Here is a 15,495-nt window from a genome sequence, read left to right on the forward strand (position 1 = left end):
CTCACGCGGCTCTTTGTTGCGTCTGCGAGCAGGCCGTGGCTACGATTCCGACCAATCGCGAAGCGTATCGTCCCCAGGGAAAACATCGATGAGACCGAACGGCCGTCACACCGCTGGCGCCAGCCAGTTGTCCGCCCTCCGCACATGGGCGATGGGCCTGCTTCTGCTGTCAGCTGTTGCCATAAGCCCGACCGGCGCCAAGGCCGCGCCGAGCCAGGCAGCGGCAGCGACCACGCATGTCTACCTGCTTCGTGGCGTGCTCAACATCTTCTCGCTCGGGCTCGACACGATTGGCGCCCGGCTCCAGGCGCAGGGCGTCCCGGTGACCGTCGCCAACTTCGTCTCGTGGTCCTCGCTCGCCGATGAAGCGGCGATCGCCTACAAGGCCGGCCGCCTCAAGACCATCATCCTGGTCGGCCATTCCTCGGGCGCGACCGCGCTGCCGGACATGATCGCCAAGCTGAACCAGCTCGGTGTTCCCGTGAAGCTCGCGATAGGCCTCGACTCCGTGTTCAAGACCAAGCTCTCGACCGGCGCCGAGCGCTACATCAACATCTTTATCGGCGATGGTCCCGGCGAGCCGGTGCGGGCCGCGGCTGGCCTGCGGGGCAAGCTTGACAATGTCGATGTTCGCGGCACCGGTGTTGGCCACATCTCGATCGACAAGAACGAGGCGATCCAGCGCCGCGTCATCGCGGAAATCAACGCCGCGATCATGCGCTCGCGCGCCCCGGCTGTGCCGGTTGCGGAGCCCGGTGTGCCGCGGTCAGCGCGCTCGGCGGCGGCAACGGCTCCGGCCAGGAACTAGGCCGCCGTCACCCGCACCGGCATGCTCGCAAGGCCGCGCAGCGCATTGTTGAGCCTGCGCCTCGGCTCTGCCGTGAGCTCGATGGTCTTCACGCGCCTTGCGAGCTCGCTGAAGATCAATTCGCCTTCCAGGCGCGCGATCATCTGGCCGACGCAGGCGTGGATGCCGGCGCCGAAGCCGACATGGCCCGTCGCAACCCGCTCGACGTCGAAGCGGTCGGCTCTGTCCCAGCGTGCGGGATCGCGGTTGGCGGAAGCCATGAACAGCAGCACCTTGCGATGCGCCGGGATCACGCCGCCGCCGATCTCGACATCGCGCGAGGTGGTGCGGAAGAACGTCTGCACCGGTGAATCGTAGCGCAGTCCTTCCTCGAAAGCATTGCGCGCCAACTCCGGTTTGTGATGCAGCTTGCGATATTCATCCGGATGGGTGGCTAGCGCAAGCAGGGTGTTGCCGATTCCGTTGACGGTGGTGTCGATCCCCGCGGTAAGGAACGGCCGCACCAAATGCGTTGCCTCGTGCTCGCTGATCTCGCCCTCGTCGGCCGCTTGGTAGATCATCATGCCGAGCCCGTCGGGCCGTAGCGCATCTCGCGCGCAGCATTCCATGATCCAGCTTTGGGCGGCGAGACCTTCCTTCCGCGATGCGGCCAGCATCTCGTTATCAGGGCCAAAGCTGTCGAACACGAACGTGCTCCAGGCCAGCAGCTTGTCACGGCCATCCGGCCTGATGCCGATCGCATCCGGAAACACCTTCATGGGATAGGCTTCGGCGAGATCGGTTACGGCATCGAATGTGCCTTTGTCGATCAGCTCCGACGCCTTCTTCTCTGCTTCCCGCTGAAACGTCTCGCGCAGCTTTCTTGCGACACCCGGAGATAGCGTACGGCCGAGAACCCGCCGGCCTTTATCGTGGTCGGGAGGATCGATCTGGAGCGTCAGCGGCTTCGGGAGTGCCGGGTTCATGCCGTGGAGCCCGACGCCCTCGCCACTGATGAACGTCTTCCAGTCCTTCAGGGCTGGTTCGACCTCGGCATAGCCTGCCATGGCCCACACGCTGTAACGCTCCAGTGCGAACGCAGGCCCGAGCGCGCGCAGCGCCTCATAGGAGGGGTAGGGGTCGATCAGGAAGTCGGGCGCAAACGGGTCGACCGGACTCGATGCAATGCCGCTCATGGTCAGCTCCGAACCGCTATTGCTTCGCCAGCGGGCACTGACCGTCGCTCTCGGAGCGGAACGCGTCCTCGCCCTTGATCGTGGCGACCACCTTCAGCAGATCCCAGGAGGAGGTCGACTCGTCGGGAGCCTTGACCTGCAAGAGGTAGAGCGGATGGATCTTGCGTCCGTCCTTGCGGATGTAGCCCTTGCCGAACAGCGGATCGTCGGTCGGCATTTCCTTCATCGCCGCGACGACCGCCTTGCCGTCCTTGGCGCCACCGGCCTTGTTGACCGCCTTGAGATAATGAATGACCGAGGCATAGACGCCGGCCTGCATGTCGTTCGGATAGGCCTTCGAGGGAATGCGTTCGGCGAACCGTTTGGCGAAAGCGCGCGTGTCGTCGTTCAGATCCCAATAGAACGGATTCATGATCTGCGCGCCTTGCGCGAATTTCAGGCCGAGCGAGGGCAGGCCGTTCATGCCGAGAATCAATCCGACCAGCTTGTGGTCCTTGGTCAGCCCGAACTCGGCGGCCTGCTTCATCGACGTGATGGTATCGTCGCCGGCATTGGCGAAGCCGATGACGTTCGCGCCCGACGCCTGGGCCTGGAGCAGGAATGAGGCGTAGTCGGCCGTTCCGAGTGGATGCCGCACGCTGCCGAGCACCTCGCCGCCGGAGGCCTTTACAGCCTCCGCGGCTTGCTTCTCCAGGTCATGGCCGAAGGCGTAGTCGGCAGTGATGAAGAACCACTTCTTGCCGCCCTGCTGGACGATCGCCTTGCCGAGGCCGCGCCCATAGGCATAGGTGTCGTAGGTCCAGTGCACGGTGTTCGGCGCACACTTCTCGCCGGTCAGCAGCACCGTTCCGGCGCCCGATCCGACGAAGGCCTTGTTCTTCTCGGCGCTCATGCCGGCTACCGCGAGCGCGATCGACGAGTTCGGAATGTCGAAGATCGCATCCACGCCCTCATTCTCGTACCAGCGCCGGGCGATGCCGATCCCGATGTCGGTCTTGTTCTGATGATCGGCTGCGACGACCTCGACCGGTTTGCCGGCGGCCTTTCCGCCATAGTCTTCGGCCGCCATTTTGGCGGCGACGACGGAGCCGATTCCCTGATAGCTGGCGAACGGACCCGATTGGTCGTTCAGGATGCCGATTCTCACGGCATCCTGGGCGAATGCCGGTGCGGCCATCAGCATCGCCGCCAACATGCATAGTTTATGCAGGAATTTGCTGTTCATTGTCTCCCTCCCATGTGCGGTCTTGGTGCCGCTCAATAATAGTTATATTTTATAGCTATTTTTGAGGGTGTCAATTCGGCTGGCTTTGGATCGAGGATCATGAGCTCGAAAGCGCTAAAACCCGGAGCGAAGTCCGCTCAGCAATTGGAGACATCGCTGGATCTCCAGGCGCTGCAGCGGACACCCGGCTTCATGCTGCGCCTGGCGCAGCTGAAGTTCTTCGAAGGCTTCTACGAGGAGTTCGCCGCGTTGGGCCTGACGCCGGCGACCTATGCGATCTTCGTCGTCATTCGCGATAATCCCGGCGTTCCCCCCAGCAGCCTTGCCAGCCTGCTCCGCCTGCGTCTGCCGAACTTGATCAAGATCCTGAACGAGCTTGAGTCATCCGGCTTCATCAAGCGCAACCGCTCGAAGTCGGATCGCCGCGCCGTCGAGTTGATGCTGACGCCAAAGGGCGCAAAGCTCATTCAGGAGGGGGCAAGGCTGGCGCAGCCCTACAATGAAAGGATGCTGGCGCCGCTCAGCGAGGCGGAGCAGCGCACGCTGCTCGACCTCTTGAACCGGATTCTGCCGCTTTAGCCTCTCGCGATGCCGGCCTGAGGCCGATCGTCCCAAAGCCTGTTATCGCCCGCGGATACGCGGCGGCTCGATGGATTTGCAAGGGGCGGCAGCCGGTTCCCATGCCCCAAAATCCACCCAATCGGTGGTCAGTAAGCCCGGCAGGGAGGTTGTTGCCTTCCGTGCTGGGACTGGTGGACTGATGATTCATTTGAGGCGACTAGTCGCGCTGGCCGCGGTTGCGCTGCTCGCCATGAGCAGCGGCGTGGCCGCGGCCTCACCGGCCAAGTCCAAGGCCCCCGCGGCCGTCCTCGCCGCTCCGCCGCCGCCGCCGTTCGAGCCATTGCCGCCGCCGAAGGTCTACCTGTTCCGTGGTGCCATGGGCCCGATCTTCTCGACCGGCATGGACCGGCTCGGCGAGAAACTGACCCAGGCCGGCTTCTCGGCCGATGTCTATGAATTCACCCTGTGCCGGCTGATCGGCAACCGTGTCATCGCCAGCTACAAGGAGAAGGCGGCACCGATCGTGCTGGTCGGCCATTCCATGGGCGGGCTGTGCTCGATCGTCATCTCCGAGATGGCGGCCAAGGAGAACGTCCCGATCAGCCTCGTCATCGCCATCGATCCCGCGCATGCGACCGGCGACGTCCCGCTCAATGTCGAGCGCTTCATCAACATCTTCCTGTCCGACAGCGTGCTGGGCGGCGGCGATGTCGTGGCGGTGCCCGGTTTTCGCGGCCATTACGCGAGCTATGATCTGAAGGAAAACGCGCGCGTCTCGCACATCAACATCGAGAAGTCCGACGACATCCATCGCCAGATCGTCGAGATGGTGACGCAGTTGCCGCGCATCCCACCGCAGGCCCAGGCTGATGCCGTGCCGCTGCGCTATCTCGTGCCCGGCGATGCACTGGTCGAGTTGTGGGATAGCGGAGTTCGGCTGCCGGTTCGTCGCGGCGACACCATGGAGAGCATCGCCGCTGCCAACCGCGTGCCGCTGTGGTCGCTCGCGCAGAGCAATTCATTGCCGGAGAACGCGCAGCTCGTCCCGGGCCAGACCATCATCGTTCCGCGCCACCTCACCCCTCCGGCGCCGGCCGCCGCGATGGCGACGCCGCCGGCGGCTCCCGCGGGGCGGAGGTAGAGCGCATCATCGCTGCGAAAGCAGCATTCATTGAGCGTCCGGCTGTTCCGCAAATTCGTCACGCCCGGGCTCGTCCCGGGCATCCACGTTCTTGGTGCCGCACGAAAAGGTCGTGGATGGCCGGGGACAAGCTCGGCCATCACGGAGAGTGGCGATCAGACGTTCGACCCGTGGATCGCGTCGATCACGGCATCCGTCACTTCCTTCGTCGTCGCCTTGCCGCCGACATCGGGCGTCAGCACGCCGGCTGCGCAGACGCGCTCGACGGCGGCCATCAGTCGGCTCGCCGCATCCTTCTCGCCGAGATGCTCGAGCATCTGCGCGCCGGTCCAGAACGTTGCGACCGGATTGGCGATGCCCTTGCCGGTGATGTCGAAGGCCGAGCCGTGGATCGGCTCGAACATCGAGGGGAAGCGGCGCTGCGGATCGATGTTGCCGGTCGGCGCCACGCCGAGGCTGCCCGCCAGTGCGCCGGCGAGATCCGAGAGGATGTCGGCATGGAGATTGGTCGCCACGATCGTGTCGAGGCTCTTCGGATGCAGCGTCATGCGCACCGTCATGGCATCGACCAGCATCTTGTCCCAGCTGACGTCGGGAAAATCAGCGGCGACCTCGGCCGCGATCTCGTCCCACATCACCATGCCATGGCGCTGCGCGTTCGACTTGGTCACGACCGTGAGCAGCTTGCGCGGGCGCGATCGCGCGAGCTCAAACGCATAGCGCATGATCCGCGTGACGCCGACGCGGGTGAAGACCGCGACTTCGGTGCCGACCTCTTCCGGCAGGCCCTTGTGGGCGCGGCCCCCCATGCCGGCATATTCGCCTTCCGAATTCTCGCGCACGATCACCCAGTCGAGATCGCCGACGCCGACATTGCGCAGCGGCGAGGCGACGCCCGGCAGGATTTTTGTCGGCCGCACGTTGGCGTATTGGTCAAAGCCCTGGCAGATCGGCAGGCGCAGCCCCCACAGCGTGATGTGGTCAGGCACGTCAGGCGCACCGACCGCGCCGAAATAGATCGCATCGAATTTTTTCAGCTCGGTAAGCCCATCGGCCGGCATCATAACGCCGTGCTTCTTGTAATAGTCCGAGCCCCAGTCGAACGTTTTGACGTTGAAGGCGAGGTCGCCGCTGCGTTTTGCCAGAGCCTCCAGCACGCGGATTCCGGCCGAGATGACCTCGGGACCGATCCCGTCCGCGGGGATGGCTGCGATCGAATGGGTGCGCATGAGAATACTCCGTATCAGTGGGATTGCGGCGGCGGATCACAGTCCACGCCATGCCGGGGATCGGTAAGGCGAGCTCAATTCGCACTGGCTTATACAGAAAACGATACGCTATGACATCAATCCAGCCAGAAAGTGGGATGCGATGACCGAACATAAGGCTTCGAGCGATTTGCGGATTGCCATCGCGGGATTGGGCTCGATCGGCACCAAGATCGCATCTGCGTTGGATCAAGGCATCGAGGGACTGACACTGTCGGCGGTGGCGGTGCGCGATCCCGTCAAGCATCGGGCGTTTCTCAGCGGCCTGCGCCGGGCGCCATCCGTGCTGTCGATTGATGCGCTCGGCGATGCCGCCGACATCGTGGTGGAATGTGCACCGAGCCGGCATCTGCGCGAGATCGTCGAGCCCGCGGTCAGGCGCGGCAAGGCCGCGCTCGTGGTCAGCGTCGGCGGGCTGCTCGACAATTTCGATCTCGTCGATGTCGCCCGCGCCAATGGCGGCCGCATCATCGTGCCGACCGGCGCGCTGATCGGGCTCGACGCCGTCAACGCGGCCGCAATCGGCACCATTCATTCGGTGAAGATGGTGACGCGCAAGCCGATCGACGGCTTGAAGGGCGCGCCGTTCATCCTCGAGAACAGCATCGATATCGACAAGCTGCGCGAGCCGCTCAAGCTGTTCGAAGGCAGCGCGCGCGAGGCCGCAAAGGGTTTCCCGGCCAATCTCAACGTCGCGGTCGCGCTGTCGCTTGCCGGCGTCGGGCCGGATCGCACCCAAGTGCAGATCTGGGCCGACCCGACCGTGACGCGCAACGTTCACCGCATCGAGGTCGAGGCAGATTCCGCACGCTTCTCGATGGGAATCGAGAACATCCCGTCCGAAAATCCCAAGACGGGGTTGATCACGGCGCTGTCGGTGGTCGCGCTGCTGCGCAAGCAGCGCGCTACGCTCTGCGTTGGGACGTGATCCTCTAAGCGCCCGTCACGCGCCAGATCACGTTGCCGACGTCGTCGGCCATCAATAGCGACTTGTCGGGGCCGATCGCGACGCCGACCGGGCGGCCGTAGGATTCCTTCTCATCGGGCGCAAGGAAGCCCGACAGGATGTCGCGCGCGGGGCCGGAGGGACGACCGTTCTCGAACGGGATGAACACCACCTTGTAGCCGGACAGCTTGCTGCGATTCCACGAGCCGTGCTGGCCGATTACCATGCCGTCGGGGAAGCCGGGCAGGGTGCCCGCGGGCATCCAGCACAGGCCGAGCGAAGCGGTGTGGCCGCCGAGCGCGTAGTCCGGTTGAAGTGCCTTGGCGACCATCGCCGGATCCTGCGGCACGCGGTCGTCCACCGTCTTGCCCCAGTAGCAATAGGGCCAACCATAGAAACCGCCGTCGCGCACCGAGGTCAGATAGTCCGGCGGTGTCTCGTCGCCGAGCCCATCGCGCTCGTTGACGACAGTCCAGAGCACGCCCGTCGTGGGCTCCCAAGCCAGGCCAACCGGATTGCGCAGGCCGGCCGCAAAAATGCGATGCGTGCCGGCGGCGAGGTCGAGCTCATAGATCGCGGCGCGGCCTTGTTCGACCTCCATCCCCATCTCGGCGATGTTGCTGAGTGAGCCGACGCCGGCATAGAGCTTCTTGCCGTCGGGGCTCGCAAGCAGGCTACGGGTCCAGTGGCCGCCCGGCTTGAAATTGGTGAGCCTTTTGCCCGGCGCAGTGATGCGATCGGCGCCCGCGACATAGGGAAACGCCATCACGCCGTCGGTGTTGCCGACATAGAAGGTGTCGCCGACCAGCGCCATGCCGAACGGCTGGCTGAGGTTTTCCATGAAGGCGCCGCGAACCTCCGCAACGCCGTCACCGTCCCTGTCGCGCAGCAGCGTGATGCGGTTGGCGGAAACGCCGAGGGCGGCGGCGCGCCGCATCGTCGCTTGCATCGCGTAGTGAAACACGGTGCGCGGAGGGCTGGCGATCTGCGTCGCTTCCGCGATCAGCACATCGCCATTGGGCAGCACCTCGATCCAGCGCGGATGATCGAGGCCGGTCGCAAACGCATTGACCTGGAGCCCGGGCGCGACGGACGGCTTCTGGCCCGCGCTCCAGCCGCGCGCAGTCGGCATCTTGAGCGTCGGGATCGTGCCTTGCGGCTTGGCTTCGGGGATCGCTGGCTTCTCTCCCCAGGCGGGTGCGGGTTCGGTGCCCGATAGCTTCCGCCATTGCAGCGCGATGCCGCCGAGGAGCGCAACGAACTGCGCAAAGATGCCTGAAAACGTCATGAGAAGCCCCTGTTTGCGCGCATCCAACTGGCTGGCGGCTCGGACGTCAACCTGTGCGGGGCGTCGTCAGGGTCTATTCCATTGGAATGGCAGCCGATCGAATTTGCATGGGACGAGCGCCGACGGGCTGTGCGCGGAGATCAGCGGCCGATCTGCCGCTCCAGCCGTGCCGCGCGAAAATCATCGAGATGATGGATGTTCGGCGCAATCGCGGCCTCCTTGGACAGGAGATGATAGACCCGCGCCACCGTGCGCTGCTTTCGCTTCGGCCGCCCGGGCGGCAACGCCCGCGCCTTACGGACGGCGGCAATCGCGTGCTCGCGAAAATAATCGTAGGCATCAGACATGGCGATGCTCTGCGGCTAGTTGCAGGCGTCGTGGGTAACGGGGGCAGGGAGCGGTGGTTCCTCATAACAGGCAGGGTTGATGCGGTCCCACGCACTGCTTCCCCAGCGTCGTCCTGGAGAAAGCCAAGCTTTCGCCAAGATGACAACGGCGGATATGGCGGCTGGTTACGTCACCGCGGCGACAGGAACGGAATAATCATCGGCACGCGGCGGCAATAGGCGCCATAGGCGTCTTCGCCCAGTTCCTTCGACAGGAACACCTCTTCCATCCGGCCCTTCTGCCACATGCCGAGCGAGATCAGGATGGCGCCGAGGATTGCGGTGACGGTGCCGACCGCGATGCCGGTCGCCAGCATGCCCGCGATCAGGCCGGTGTAGATCGGGTGGCGCACGATGCCGTAGGGGCCGGTGTCGACGACGCGATGATCTTCCTTATGGGTGATGGTGTTGGACCAGAACTTGCCGAGATGCAGCCGTCCCCACCAGGTGAAGGAGATGCCGGCGAGCACGATCAGGGCCGTGATGTAGACGCCGGTGTTGCTGAACACCCAGAGCGGCTTCTCGTTCAGCACTTCGGCCGTCCACGGCGTGAACAGGATGCCGCCGACCAGGATCGGGATCCGATAACGGCCGGATTCCAGCGTCATCACCTGCTTCTGGGTGCGGCCCTGCCAGAACGAGGCGCCGACCCAGCTTACGAGCCAGGCGAGCCAGATCAGGGCGAGCAGTTGCGTCGGCCAGGTCGTGGTCCAACCACCCCAGGCGACAGAGAGAAGCTTGCTGAAATCGAAGGACATGAAGGTTCTTTGCGTTGGGCGGAGAGCTCAGCTCGCGCGCGAGGAGAGCGCGTGATGCTCGAGCGAGCCGGAGGCCGACTGACCGTTGCGGGCGAGAAGATGGGTGATGGTTTCGCGCAGCACAGGCTCGATCGGACGCGGCGAATAGCCGAGCTCGGTGCGCGCCTTGCCGATCGAGAGGTCGCTCGCAGCCAACGCAATGCGCACGCCCTCGGCAGTGCCGTTGGGCGGCCGGCGCGTGATGCGATCGGCGATGTATTCGAGCATGACCGCGGAGAGCTCGGCGATCCTGCCGGGCACGACGATTGGAAACTGCCGCCGGCCACTCATCGCCGACATCATCCGCAGGATGTTGCCGAGCGGGACGCAGTCGCCGCCCAGAATGTAGCGCTGGCCAACCCGGCCGCGTTCCATGCTCAGCACGAGGCCCATGGCGACGTCGCGGACGTCGACGAGGTTGACCAGGAAGTTGAGATGCGGCTGCACCTTCTTCTGGAGGAAGTACCACAGCATCGCCGTCGGCGGCGTCAGATTGTGGTCGGCGGCACCGATCGGCATGGTCGGCGTGCCGATCACGAGCGGAAAGCCACTTGCTGCGGCCTTCGCGGCGCAATGCTCGGCGAGCGACTTCGAGCGCGTATAGGCGCCGGGCATCGCTTCGGCAGGCTGCAGAGCCTCTTCGGCGGGAACACCGTTGAGGTCGGAATAGGGGAACAGGATCGATTCGGTCGAGCAGTGCAGGAAGCGCGACACGCTGCGCTTCATCGCGGCCGCGAGCACGATTTCGGTGCCGCGGCAATTGACCTCGTGAAAGTCCTGCTTGTTGGCGACCCACATGCCGGGAAGGCCGGCGAGGTGATAGACCTGATCGACGCCGGCCAGCGCGGCATCGACCGCATCGCGGTCCAGCACCGAGCCATGGGCATATTCAACGTCCGCGTGCGCCGCGGCCGTCGGCCGGACATCGAGGACACGCACCTGCTGCCCGCGGGCGCGGAGCGCTTCTACGAGATGTTGTCCGATGAAGCCGCTGCCACCGGTAACCAGTACGAGAGCCATGAAGACGGTTTGCTGTTTCGCTTCTGGAAGTTATCGGGTCGAAAGGGAATTGGCCGGAAGAGGCGCCAGAATCGCGGCAAGGTCGCGACGGAAGCCCAATGCAATGAATAATTTCGCCATGACAAACATCGGTCCAAGCAGGAAATGCGTGGGGTGATCGACCATCGACGGCTGCCGTTCCTCGAAAACCTTGTGACCGACGATCTGCGCTGCGACGCCAATGCCGATCAGCACGGCAAAAATCGACCACATCATGGCGACCGAGACCTGATTGCCGATTGCGGTTGCGACTGAAAGCAGCACGATCATCGCGACCAGGATGGCGAACCCGATCCCGGCGTCCAGCATCAGCCAGTAGACCAGCACGGGCAGCGCCATGATCACCGCCAGGCTGACCTCGATCCCGAAGACGGAGACATGCACGAGGGTCAGCGGCAGCACGGCGCCGGTGAACAGCAGCAGGATGCCGACCACGTGCATCGCGCAGTTCCAGGGATCGCGATGATATTCGACGTAGTCGGCCAGTTGGCGTTGAAAATAGCCAGCCATCTCGCTCTCGTTCAGCACAGGGTCGGGGAAGGACGAAAAAAGCCTATAGCACCTGACCGGGCGGTGCACAAACCGGCCCTATTGTCGCGCGAAACCGTGCTGTTGCGCTGTGAGACAGGTCACAAAATGGTCAAAACTTCAAAGGGTTCCGTTGGACGCCGGGATGCACGCGCTCAGCGCTTCTTGGCGGGCTTTTTCGCCGCAGGCGCAGGTGCCGCAGCAGGGTGCGCAGGCTCCTCCGGCAACTTGGCATAGGTCAGGATCTGCAACTGGCCGTTGACGGCGGACGTCGGCTTGGCCCGGTCGAGAAACTGCTCTTCGCCGAGGCCGATCGGATGCAGCCGTTTGGTCGAGATCTTGAACGTGTTCACCAGCACGTCGCGGATCGCATCTGCCCGGCGCTGGCTCAGGATCGCGTTGGCCTCGCGCGTCTTCGAATTGGACTCGACATGGCCGACGATCAGGAAAGTGTAGGGGAGCAGCGAGGAATGCACCAATGCGTCCGCGATGCGGCCCACCGTCTGGTAAGACGCCGGCTGGATGATCGGCGTGTCGGCGTCGAACTGAATCTGTGCGTTGAAGGCGGGCAGCTTGGCAAGATCGGGCGCGATCAGTGGCCGGTTCACCGGACCGGGATCATTCTTGATCCTGGCCTTGGCGCGCTCCATCACCTGCTGCTTCAGCGCGGGAAGATCGACCTCGGCGGCTTCCTCGAAATGGTTGAGCTTGCCGACGATGTCGTCGCGGGTCGGTGCCGCGGTCTGCGCGCCGGCCGCGCTCGCGAGCAGGACGAAGCTCAGCGCGATGCCTAGTCCGGCGGTGGAGAGCCCCTTCGCGCGCATCAGCGATACCCCGCGTCGTCGATGGCCTTCAGACAATTGTTGCTGATGCCCTTGGGGGTCGAGACCAGGCAGGGGATCGACTTGCTGGTCTCCCTGGTCGAGCCGCCGCAGACCTTGACGATCTCGCGCTGGCAGGCGTTCGCCACCGTGACGCGCGCCGCAACGCGTTTCTGGATGGCGTCGAAGACGCCGAGATATTCGCTCTGGCACTGCGGCGACAGCACGTCGCGGTTGCGCGACAGGCACTCCTTCAGGCGGGTCGAGTCGGGATTGACGCCGCGGCAATTGGCGACGATTTCCGCGCCGCAACTCGCCGCCAGCTTGCCGATCGCATCGCCAAAGCTCATGGTCTCCGCCGCTGCGAGCGGCGGCATTCCCAATGCAAGCACGATCAATGTGATGGAGCCCCGGACCATGGGCTTCATCTGATACGGGGAAGTTCGTGATGGTCAAGGGGCGAGCGGAAGAAACGCGGCGGCGTAACACCGCTGCAACAGGGACGGGCGCTCACGCCCGCTGCACAAAGCTGTCCACGACCTTCTTCTCGCCGGCCTTGTCGAAGGCGATCGTGAGCTTGTTGCCGTCGATCTTGGTGACGCGGCCGTAGCCGAATTTCTGGTGGAAGACGCGGTCTTCCAGCGAGAATTCGGACGTCGTGCCGGTGGATTTGGCGACCAGCTCGCCCTCGATGGTCAGGGGGCCGCGGCGGCGCGAGGAGAAGCTGCCGAAATCGGGCGAGGAGGAAGACGAGAACGAGGCGGTCTCTTCCTCGAATCCGCCGCGGCCACCGCCATTGCGGCCTTGACCGCCGCGGTTGCGGTTGGCCTGCGCCCGCTGCCAGCCCGGCGTCGAATAGCTGGAGCCGAACGCCTCCATGTCGTCGAAGCGCGAGGCGCCATAGCCGCCGGTGCCGCCCCAGGCCGAGCCGCCCTTGGATTCCGTGATCTCAACATTGGCCGCCGGCAGTTCGTCGAGGAAGCGCGACGGGATCGTGGTCGACCAGGTGCCATGGATGCGCCGGTTGGTCGCAAAATAGATCATGGCACGGCGGCGGGCGCGGGTCAGGCCGACATGGCCGAGCCGGCGTTCTTCCTCGAGGCCGGCGCGGCCCTGTTCGTCGAGCGTGCGCTGGCTCGGGAACAGGCCTTCCTCCCAGCCGGGCAGGAAGACGTTATCAAATTCGAGCCCTTTGGCCGAATGCAGCGTCATCAGCGACACGGCGTCGTCCTCGGCGCCGCCGTCGCGGTCCATCACCAGCGAGATATGCTCGAGGAATCCTTGCAGGTTCTCGAACTCCTCCATCGAGCGCACCAGTTCTTTCAGGTTCTCCAGCCGGCCCGCGGCATCGGCCGAACGGTCCTTCTGCCACATCTCGGTGTAGCCGCTCTCGTCGAGCACGATCTGGGCGAGGTCCGTATGCGCGGTGACCTCGCGCTGGGCGCGCCAGCGGTCGAACTGCGTGATGAGATCACGAAGCGAGCCGCGCGCTTTCGGCTTCAGCTCGTCGGTCTCGACCACCGCGCGGGCCGCTTCGAACAGCGGGATGCGGCGCTTGCGGGCGTGATCGTGCAGCATCTGCACGGTGGCATCGCCAAGGCCGCGCTTGGGCGTATTGACGATGCGCTCGAAGGCGAGATCGTCGGCCGGTGAATTGATGACGCGCAAGTAAGCCAGCGCGTCGCGGATTTCGGCGCGCTCGTAGAAGCGCGGCCCGCCGATGACGCGATAGGGCAGGCCGAGCGTGACGAAGCGGTCTTCGAACTCGCGCATCTGGTATGAGGCGCGCACCAGGATTGCGATCTCGTTCAGCTTCTCGCCCTGGCGCTGGAGCTGCTCGATCTCCTCGCCGATGCCGCGCGCTTCCTCTTCGGAATCCCACGAGCCCGTCACCGTGACTTTTTCGCCGTCCTGATCCTCGGTGCGCAGCGTCTTGCCGAGTCGGCCTTCGTTATGCGCGATCAAATGCGAGGCGGCGGCGAGGATGTGGCCGGTCGAGCGGTAATTGCGCTCGAGGCGGATCACCTTGGCGCCCGGAAAATCGTGCTCGAAGCGCAGGATGTTGTCGACCTCGGCGCCGCGCCAGCCATAGATCGACTGGTCGTCGTCGCCGACGCAGCAGATGTTTTTGGTGGGGCCTGCAGCCGCCACCGTCATTCCGGGATGCGCCGAAGGCGCAGACCCGGAATCTCGAGCTGAGGACTCATCTCCAGATTCCGGGTTCGCGTCTTCGACGCGCCCCGGAATGACGGCTTTGGTTGATGCCGGCGCCTGCGACAGCAGCCGCAGCCACAGATATTGCGCGACGTTGGTGTCTTGGTACTCGTCGACCAGGATGAATTTGAAGCGCTGCTGGTACTGCCGCAGGATGTCCGGCTGCTCGCGGAAGATGCGGATGTTTTCCAACAGCAGGTCGCCGAAATCAGCGGCGTTCAATATCTTCAGCCGCTCCTGGTAGCTCGCATAGAGCTTGCCGCCTTTGCCGTTGGCAAAGACAGCGGCCTCGCCCGAGGGCACCTGCGACGGCATCAGGCCACGGTTCTTCCAACCGTCGATCAGCCCGGCGAGCATGCGCGCCGGCCAGCGCTTGTCGTCGATGTTCTCGGCTTGCAGGAGCTGCTTGAGCAGCCGGACCTGGTCGTCGACGTCGAGCACGGTGAAGTTCGACTTGAGCTGCGCCAGCTCGGCATGGACGCGCAGGATGCGGCCGCCGATCGAGTGGAAGGTGCCGAGCCACGGCATGCCCTCGACCGCGTGGCCCAGCATTTGGCCGAGCCGGTGCTTCATCTCGCGCGCGGCCTTGTTGGTGAAGGTCACCGACAGAATCTCGGCGGGGCGGGCGCGGCCCTGGCTCAGGATGTGGGCGATGCGCGTGGTCAGGACGCGCGTCTTGCCGGTGCCGGCACCGGCCAGCACCAGAACCGGGCCGTTCAGGGTCTCGACCGCCTCGCGCTGCTCCGGATTGAGCCCGGACAGATATTTCGGACCCACGGAGGCCCGCGCACGCGCGGCAATGCCGCCGGCTGCGGGCTGGTGGTCGGGAACGTTGGTGATCTTGCTCGGCTCGGTCATGCGAATCATTGCCCCACGATCGCACCGCGGGGTGGTGGAAGGGAGCCTTCTTAACAGGGATTAGTCCCTATATGGGGCGATGGACAGGGTTTTCCACGTGCGCGGCGGGCCGATTTGTTCCTGCGAAGGCAGCGAATTTCGCTCCTGCGTCGGCCGGAACCATCATTCTCGCGTCGAGATTGTCTGGGCAGGCGGCGCGGTCAGCGCCGGACGCAAGACGGACATCAAGACGAGGGTTTGACCATGCTTGGCTGGGTTGTGACGTTTCTGGTTATCGCACTGATCGCGGGTATCCTGGGCTTCGGCGGCATCGCCGGCGCCTCGATCGAGATCGCCAAGATCATCTTCTTCATCGCGGTCGTCCTGTTCCTGGTCTCGGCCGTGGTCGGCTTGGCGCGCGGCCGCAACAGGATATAGCGG

General features: G+C 64.6%; 16 protein-coding genes. 5 read left to right on the forward strand and 11 right to left on the reverse strand.

The genetic code is table 11. The annotated features are described in order from the left end of the window. Positions 1-88: 88 nt before the first annotated feature. Positions 89-808, forward strand: coding sequence for a hypothetical protein (locus IVA78_RS15865; RefSeq protein ID WP_247466324.1), 720 nt, complete (start codon positions 89-91; stop codon positions 806-808). Here IVA78_RS15865 and IVA78_RS15870 read toward each other — a convergent pair. Together IVA78_RS15870 and IVA78_RS15875 are read right to left on the reverse strand one after the other, a co-directional pair. Continuing rightward, positions 805-1,983 carry a cytochrome P450 gene (locus tag IVA78_RS15870; protein ID WP_247466327.1) on the reverse strand — a complete coding sequence of 393 codons (1,179 nt, stop codon included), beginning with the start codon at positions 1,981-1,983 and terminating at the stop codon, positions 805-807. The two genes, IVA78_RS15865 and IVA78_RS15870, sit on opposite strands and share 4 nt — an antisense overlap. Before the next feature lie 16 nt (positions 1,984-1,999). Then, entirely contained in the window at positions 2,000-3,208 is a 1,209-nt protein-coding gene (locus IVA78_RS15875) for an ABC transporter substrate-binding protein (protein WP_247466329.1), read from the reverse strand. A 99-nt stretch (positions 3,209-3,307) separates the two neighbouring features. On the opposite strand from IVA78_RS15875, the gene IVA78_RS15880 reads away from it, so the two are divergent. After that, positions 3,308-3,787: a MarR family transcriptional regulator gene (locus tag IVA78_RS15880; protein ID WP_247466332.1), complete on the forward strand. Its 480-nt coding sequence runs from the start codon at positions 3,308-3,310 to the stop codon at positions 3,785-3,787. 181 nt (positions 3,788-3,968) lie between these two features. Further along, positions 3,969-4,910 carry a LysM peptidoglycan-binding domain-containing protein gene (locus IVA78_RS15885; protein ID WP_247466336.1) on the forward strand — a complete coding sequence of 314 codons (942 nt, stop codon included), beginning with the start codon at positions 3,969-3,971 and terminating at the stop codon, positions 4,908-4,910. Between the two features lie 155 nt (positions 4,911-5,065). Here IVA78_RS15885 and IVA78_RS15890 read toward each other — a convergent pair whose 3' ends face one another. Continuing rightward, the gene (locus IVA78_RS15890; protein ID WP_247466339.1) at positions 5,066-6,139 is read right to left on the reverse strand and encodes a tartrate dehydrogenase; all 1,074 of its coding nucleotides are present in this window, start codon (positions 6,137-6,139) and stop codon (positions 5,066-5,068) included. Positions 6,140-6,281: 142 nt separating this feature from the next. Here IVA78_RS15890 and IVA78_RS15895 point away from each other — a divergent pair, with 142 nt between their 5' ends. Beyond that, positions 6,282-7,106 carry an aspartate dehydrogenase gene (locus IVA78_RS15895; RefSeq protein ID WP_247466341.1) on the forward strand — a complete coding sequence of 275 codons (825 nt, stop codon included), beginning with the start codon at positions 6,282-6,284 and terminating at the stop codon, positions 7,104-7,106. Between the two features lie 4 nt (positions 7,107-7,110). Here the strand turns inward: IVA78_RS15895 and IVA78_RS15900 are convergent, their stop codons facing one another. The 8 genes from IVA78_RS15900 to IVA78_RS15935 form a co-directional block, all read right to left on the reverse strand. Further along, positions 7,111-8,412, reverse strand: a complete 1,302-nt coding sequence (locus tag IVA78_RS15900; protein WP_247466343.1) for a sorbosone dehydrogenase family protein — start codon at positions 8,410-8,412, stop codon at positions 7,111-7,113. Positions 8,413-8,552: 140 nt separating this feature from the next. Next, on the reverse strand, positions 8,553-8,759 hold the full coding sequence (locus IVA78_RS15905) for a hypothetical protein (protein WP_247466344.1): 207 nt from the start codon (positions 8,757-8,759) through the stop codon (positions 8,553-8,555). A 170-nt stretch (positions 8,760-8,929) separates the two neighbouring features. Continuing rightward, complete coding sequence (locus IVA78_RS15910) at positions 8,930-9,556, reverse strand: isoprenylcysteine carboxylmethyltransferase family protein (protein ID WP_247278494.1); 627 nt, start codon at positions 9,554-9,556, stop codon at positions 8,930-8,932. Between the two features lie 27 nt (positions 9,557-9,583). Next, complete coding sequence (locus IVA78_RS15915) at positions 9,584-10,615, reverse strand: NAD-dependent epimerase/dehydratase family protein (protein ID WP_247466346.1); 1,032 nt, start codon at positions 10,613-10,615, stop codon at positions 9,584-9,586. Between the two features lie 30 nt (positions 10,616-10,645). Further along, complete coding sequence (locus IVA78_RS15920; RefSeq protein WP_247466348.1) at positions 10,646-11,164, reverse strand: Mpo1-like protein; 519 nt, start codon at positions 11,162-11,164, stop codon at positions 10,646-10,648. A gap of 173 nt (positions 11,165-11,337) precedes the next feature. After that, on the reverse strand, positions 11,338-12,006 hold the full coding sequence (locus tag IVA78_RS15925) for an OmpA family protein (RefSeq protein ID WP_247278497.1): 669 nt from the start codon (positions 12,004-12,006) through the stop codon (positions 11,338-11,340). After that, on the reverse strand, positions 12,006-12,422 hold the full coding sequence (locus IVA78_RS15930) for a hypothetical protein (protein ID WP_247466350.1): 417 nt from the start codon (positions 12,420-12,422) through the stop codon (positions 12,006-12,008). The genes IVA78_RS15925 and IVA78_RS15930 overlap by 1 nt, the downstream gene beginning before the upstream one ends. A 91-nt stretch (positions 12,423-12,513) precedes the next feature. Continuing rightward, positions 12,514-15,084, reverse strand: a complete 2,571-nt coding sequence (locus IVA78_RS15935) for a UvrD-helicase domain-containing protein (protein WP_247466352.1) — start codon at positions 15,082-15,084, stop codon at positions 12,514-12,516. 234 nt (positions 15,085-15,318) lie between these two features. Here IVA78_RS15935 and IVA78_RS15940 point away from each other — a divergent pair, with 234 nt between their 5' ends. Then, the gene (locus tag IVA78_RS15940; protein WP_008556598.1) at positions 15,319-15,492 is read left to right on the forward strand and encodes a DUF1328 domain-containing protein; all 174 of its coding nucleotides are present in this window, start codon (positions 15,319-15,321) and stop codon (positions 15,490-15,492) included. The last annotated feature ends 3 nt before the right edge of the window (positions 15,493-15,495 follow it).

Origin of the sequence: Bradyrhizobium sp. 137 (assembly GCF_023074095.1) — a bacterium.
GTDB lineage: Bacteria > Pseudomonadota > Alphaproteobacteria > Rhizobiales > Xanthobacteraceae > Bradyrhizobium.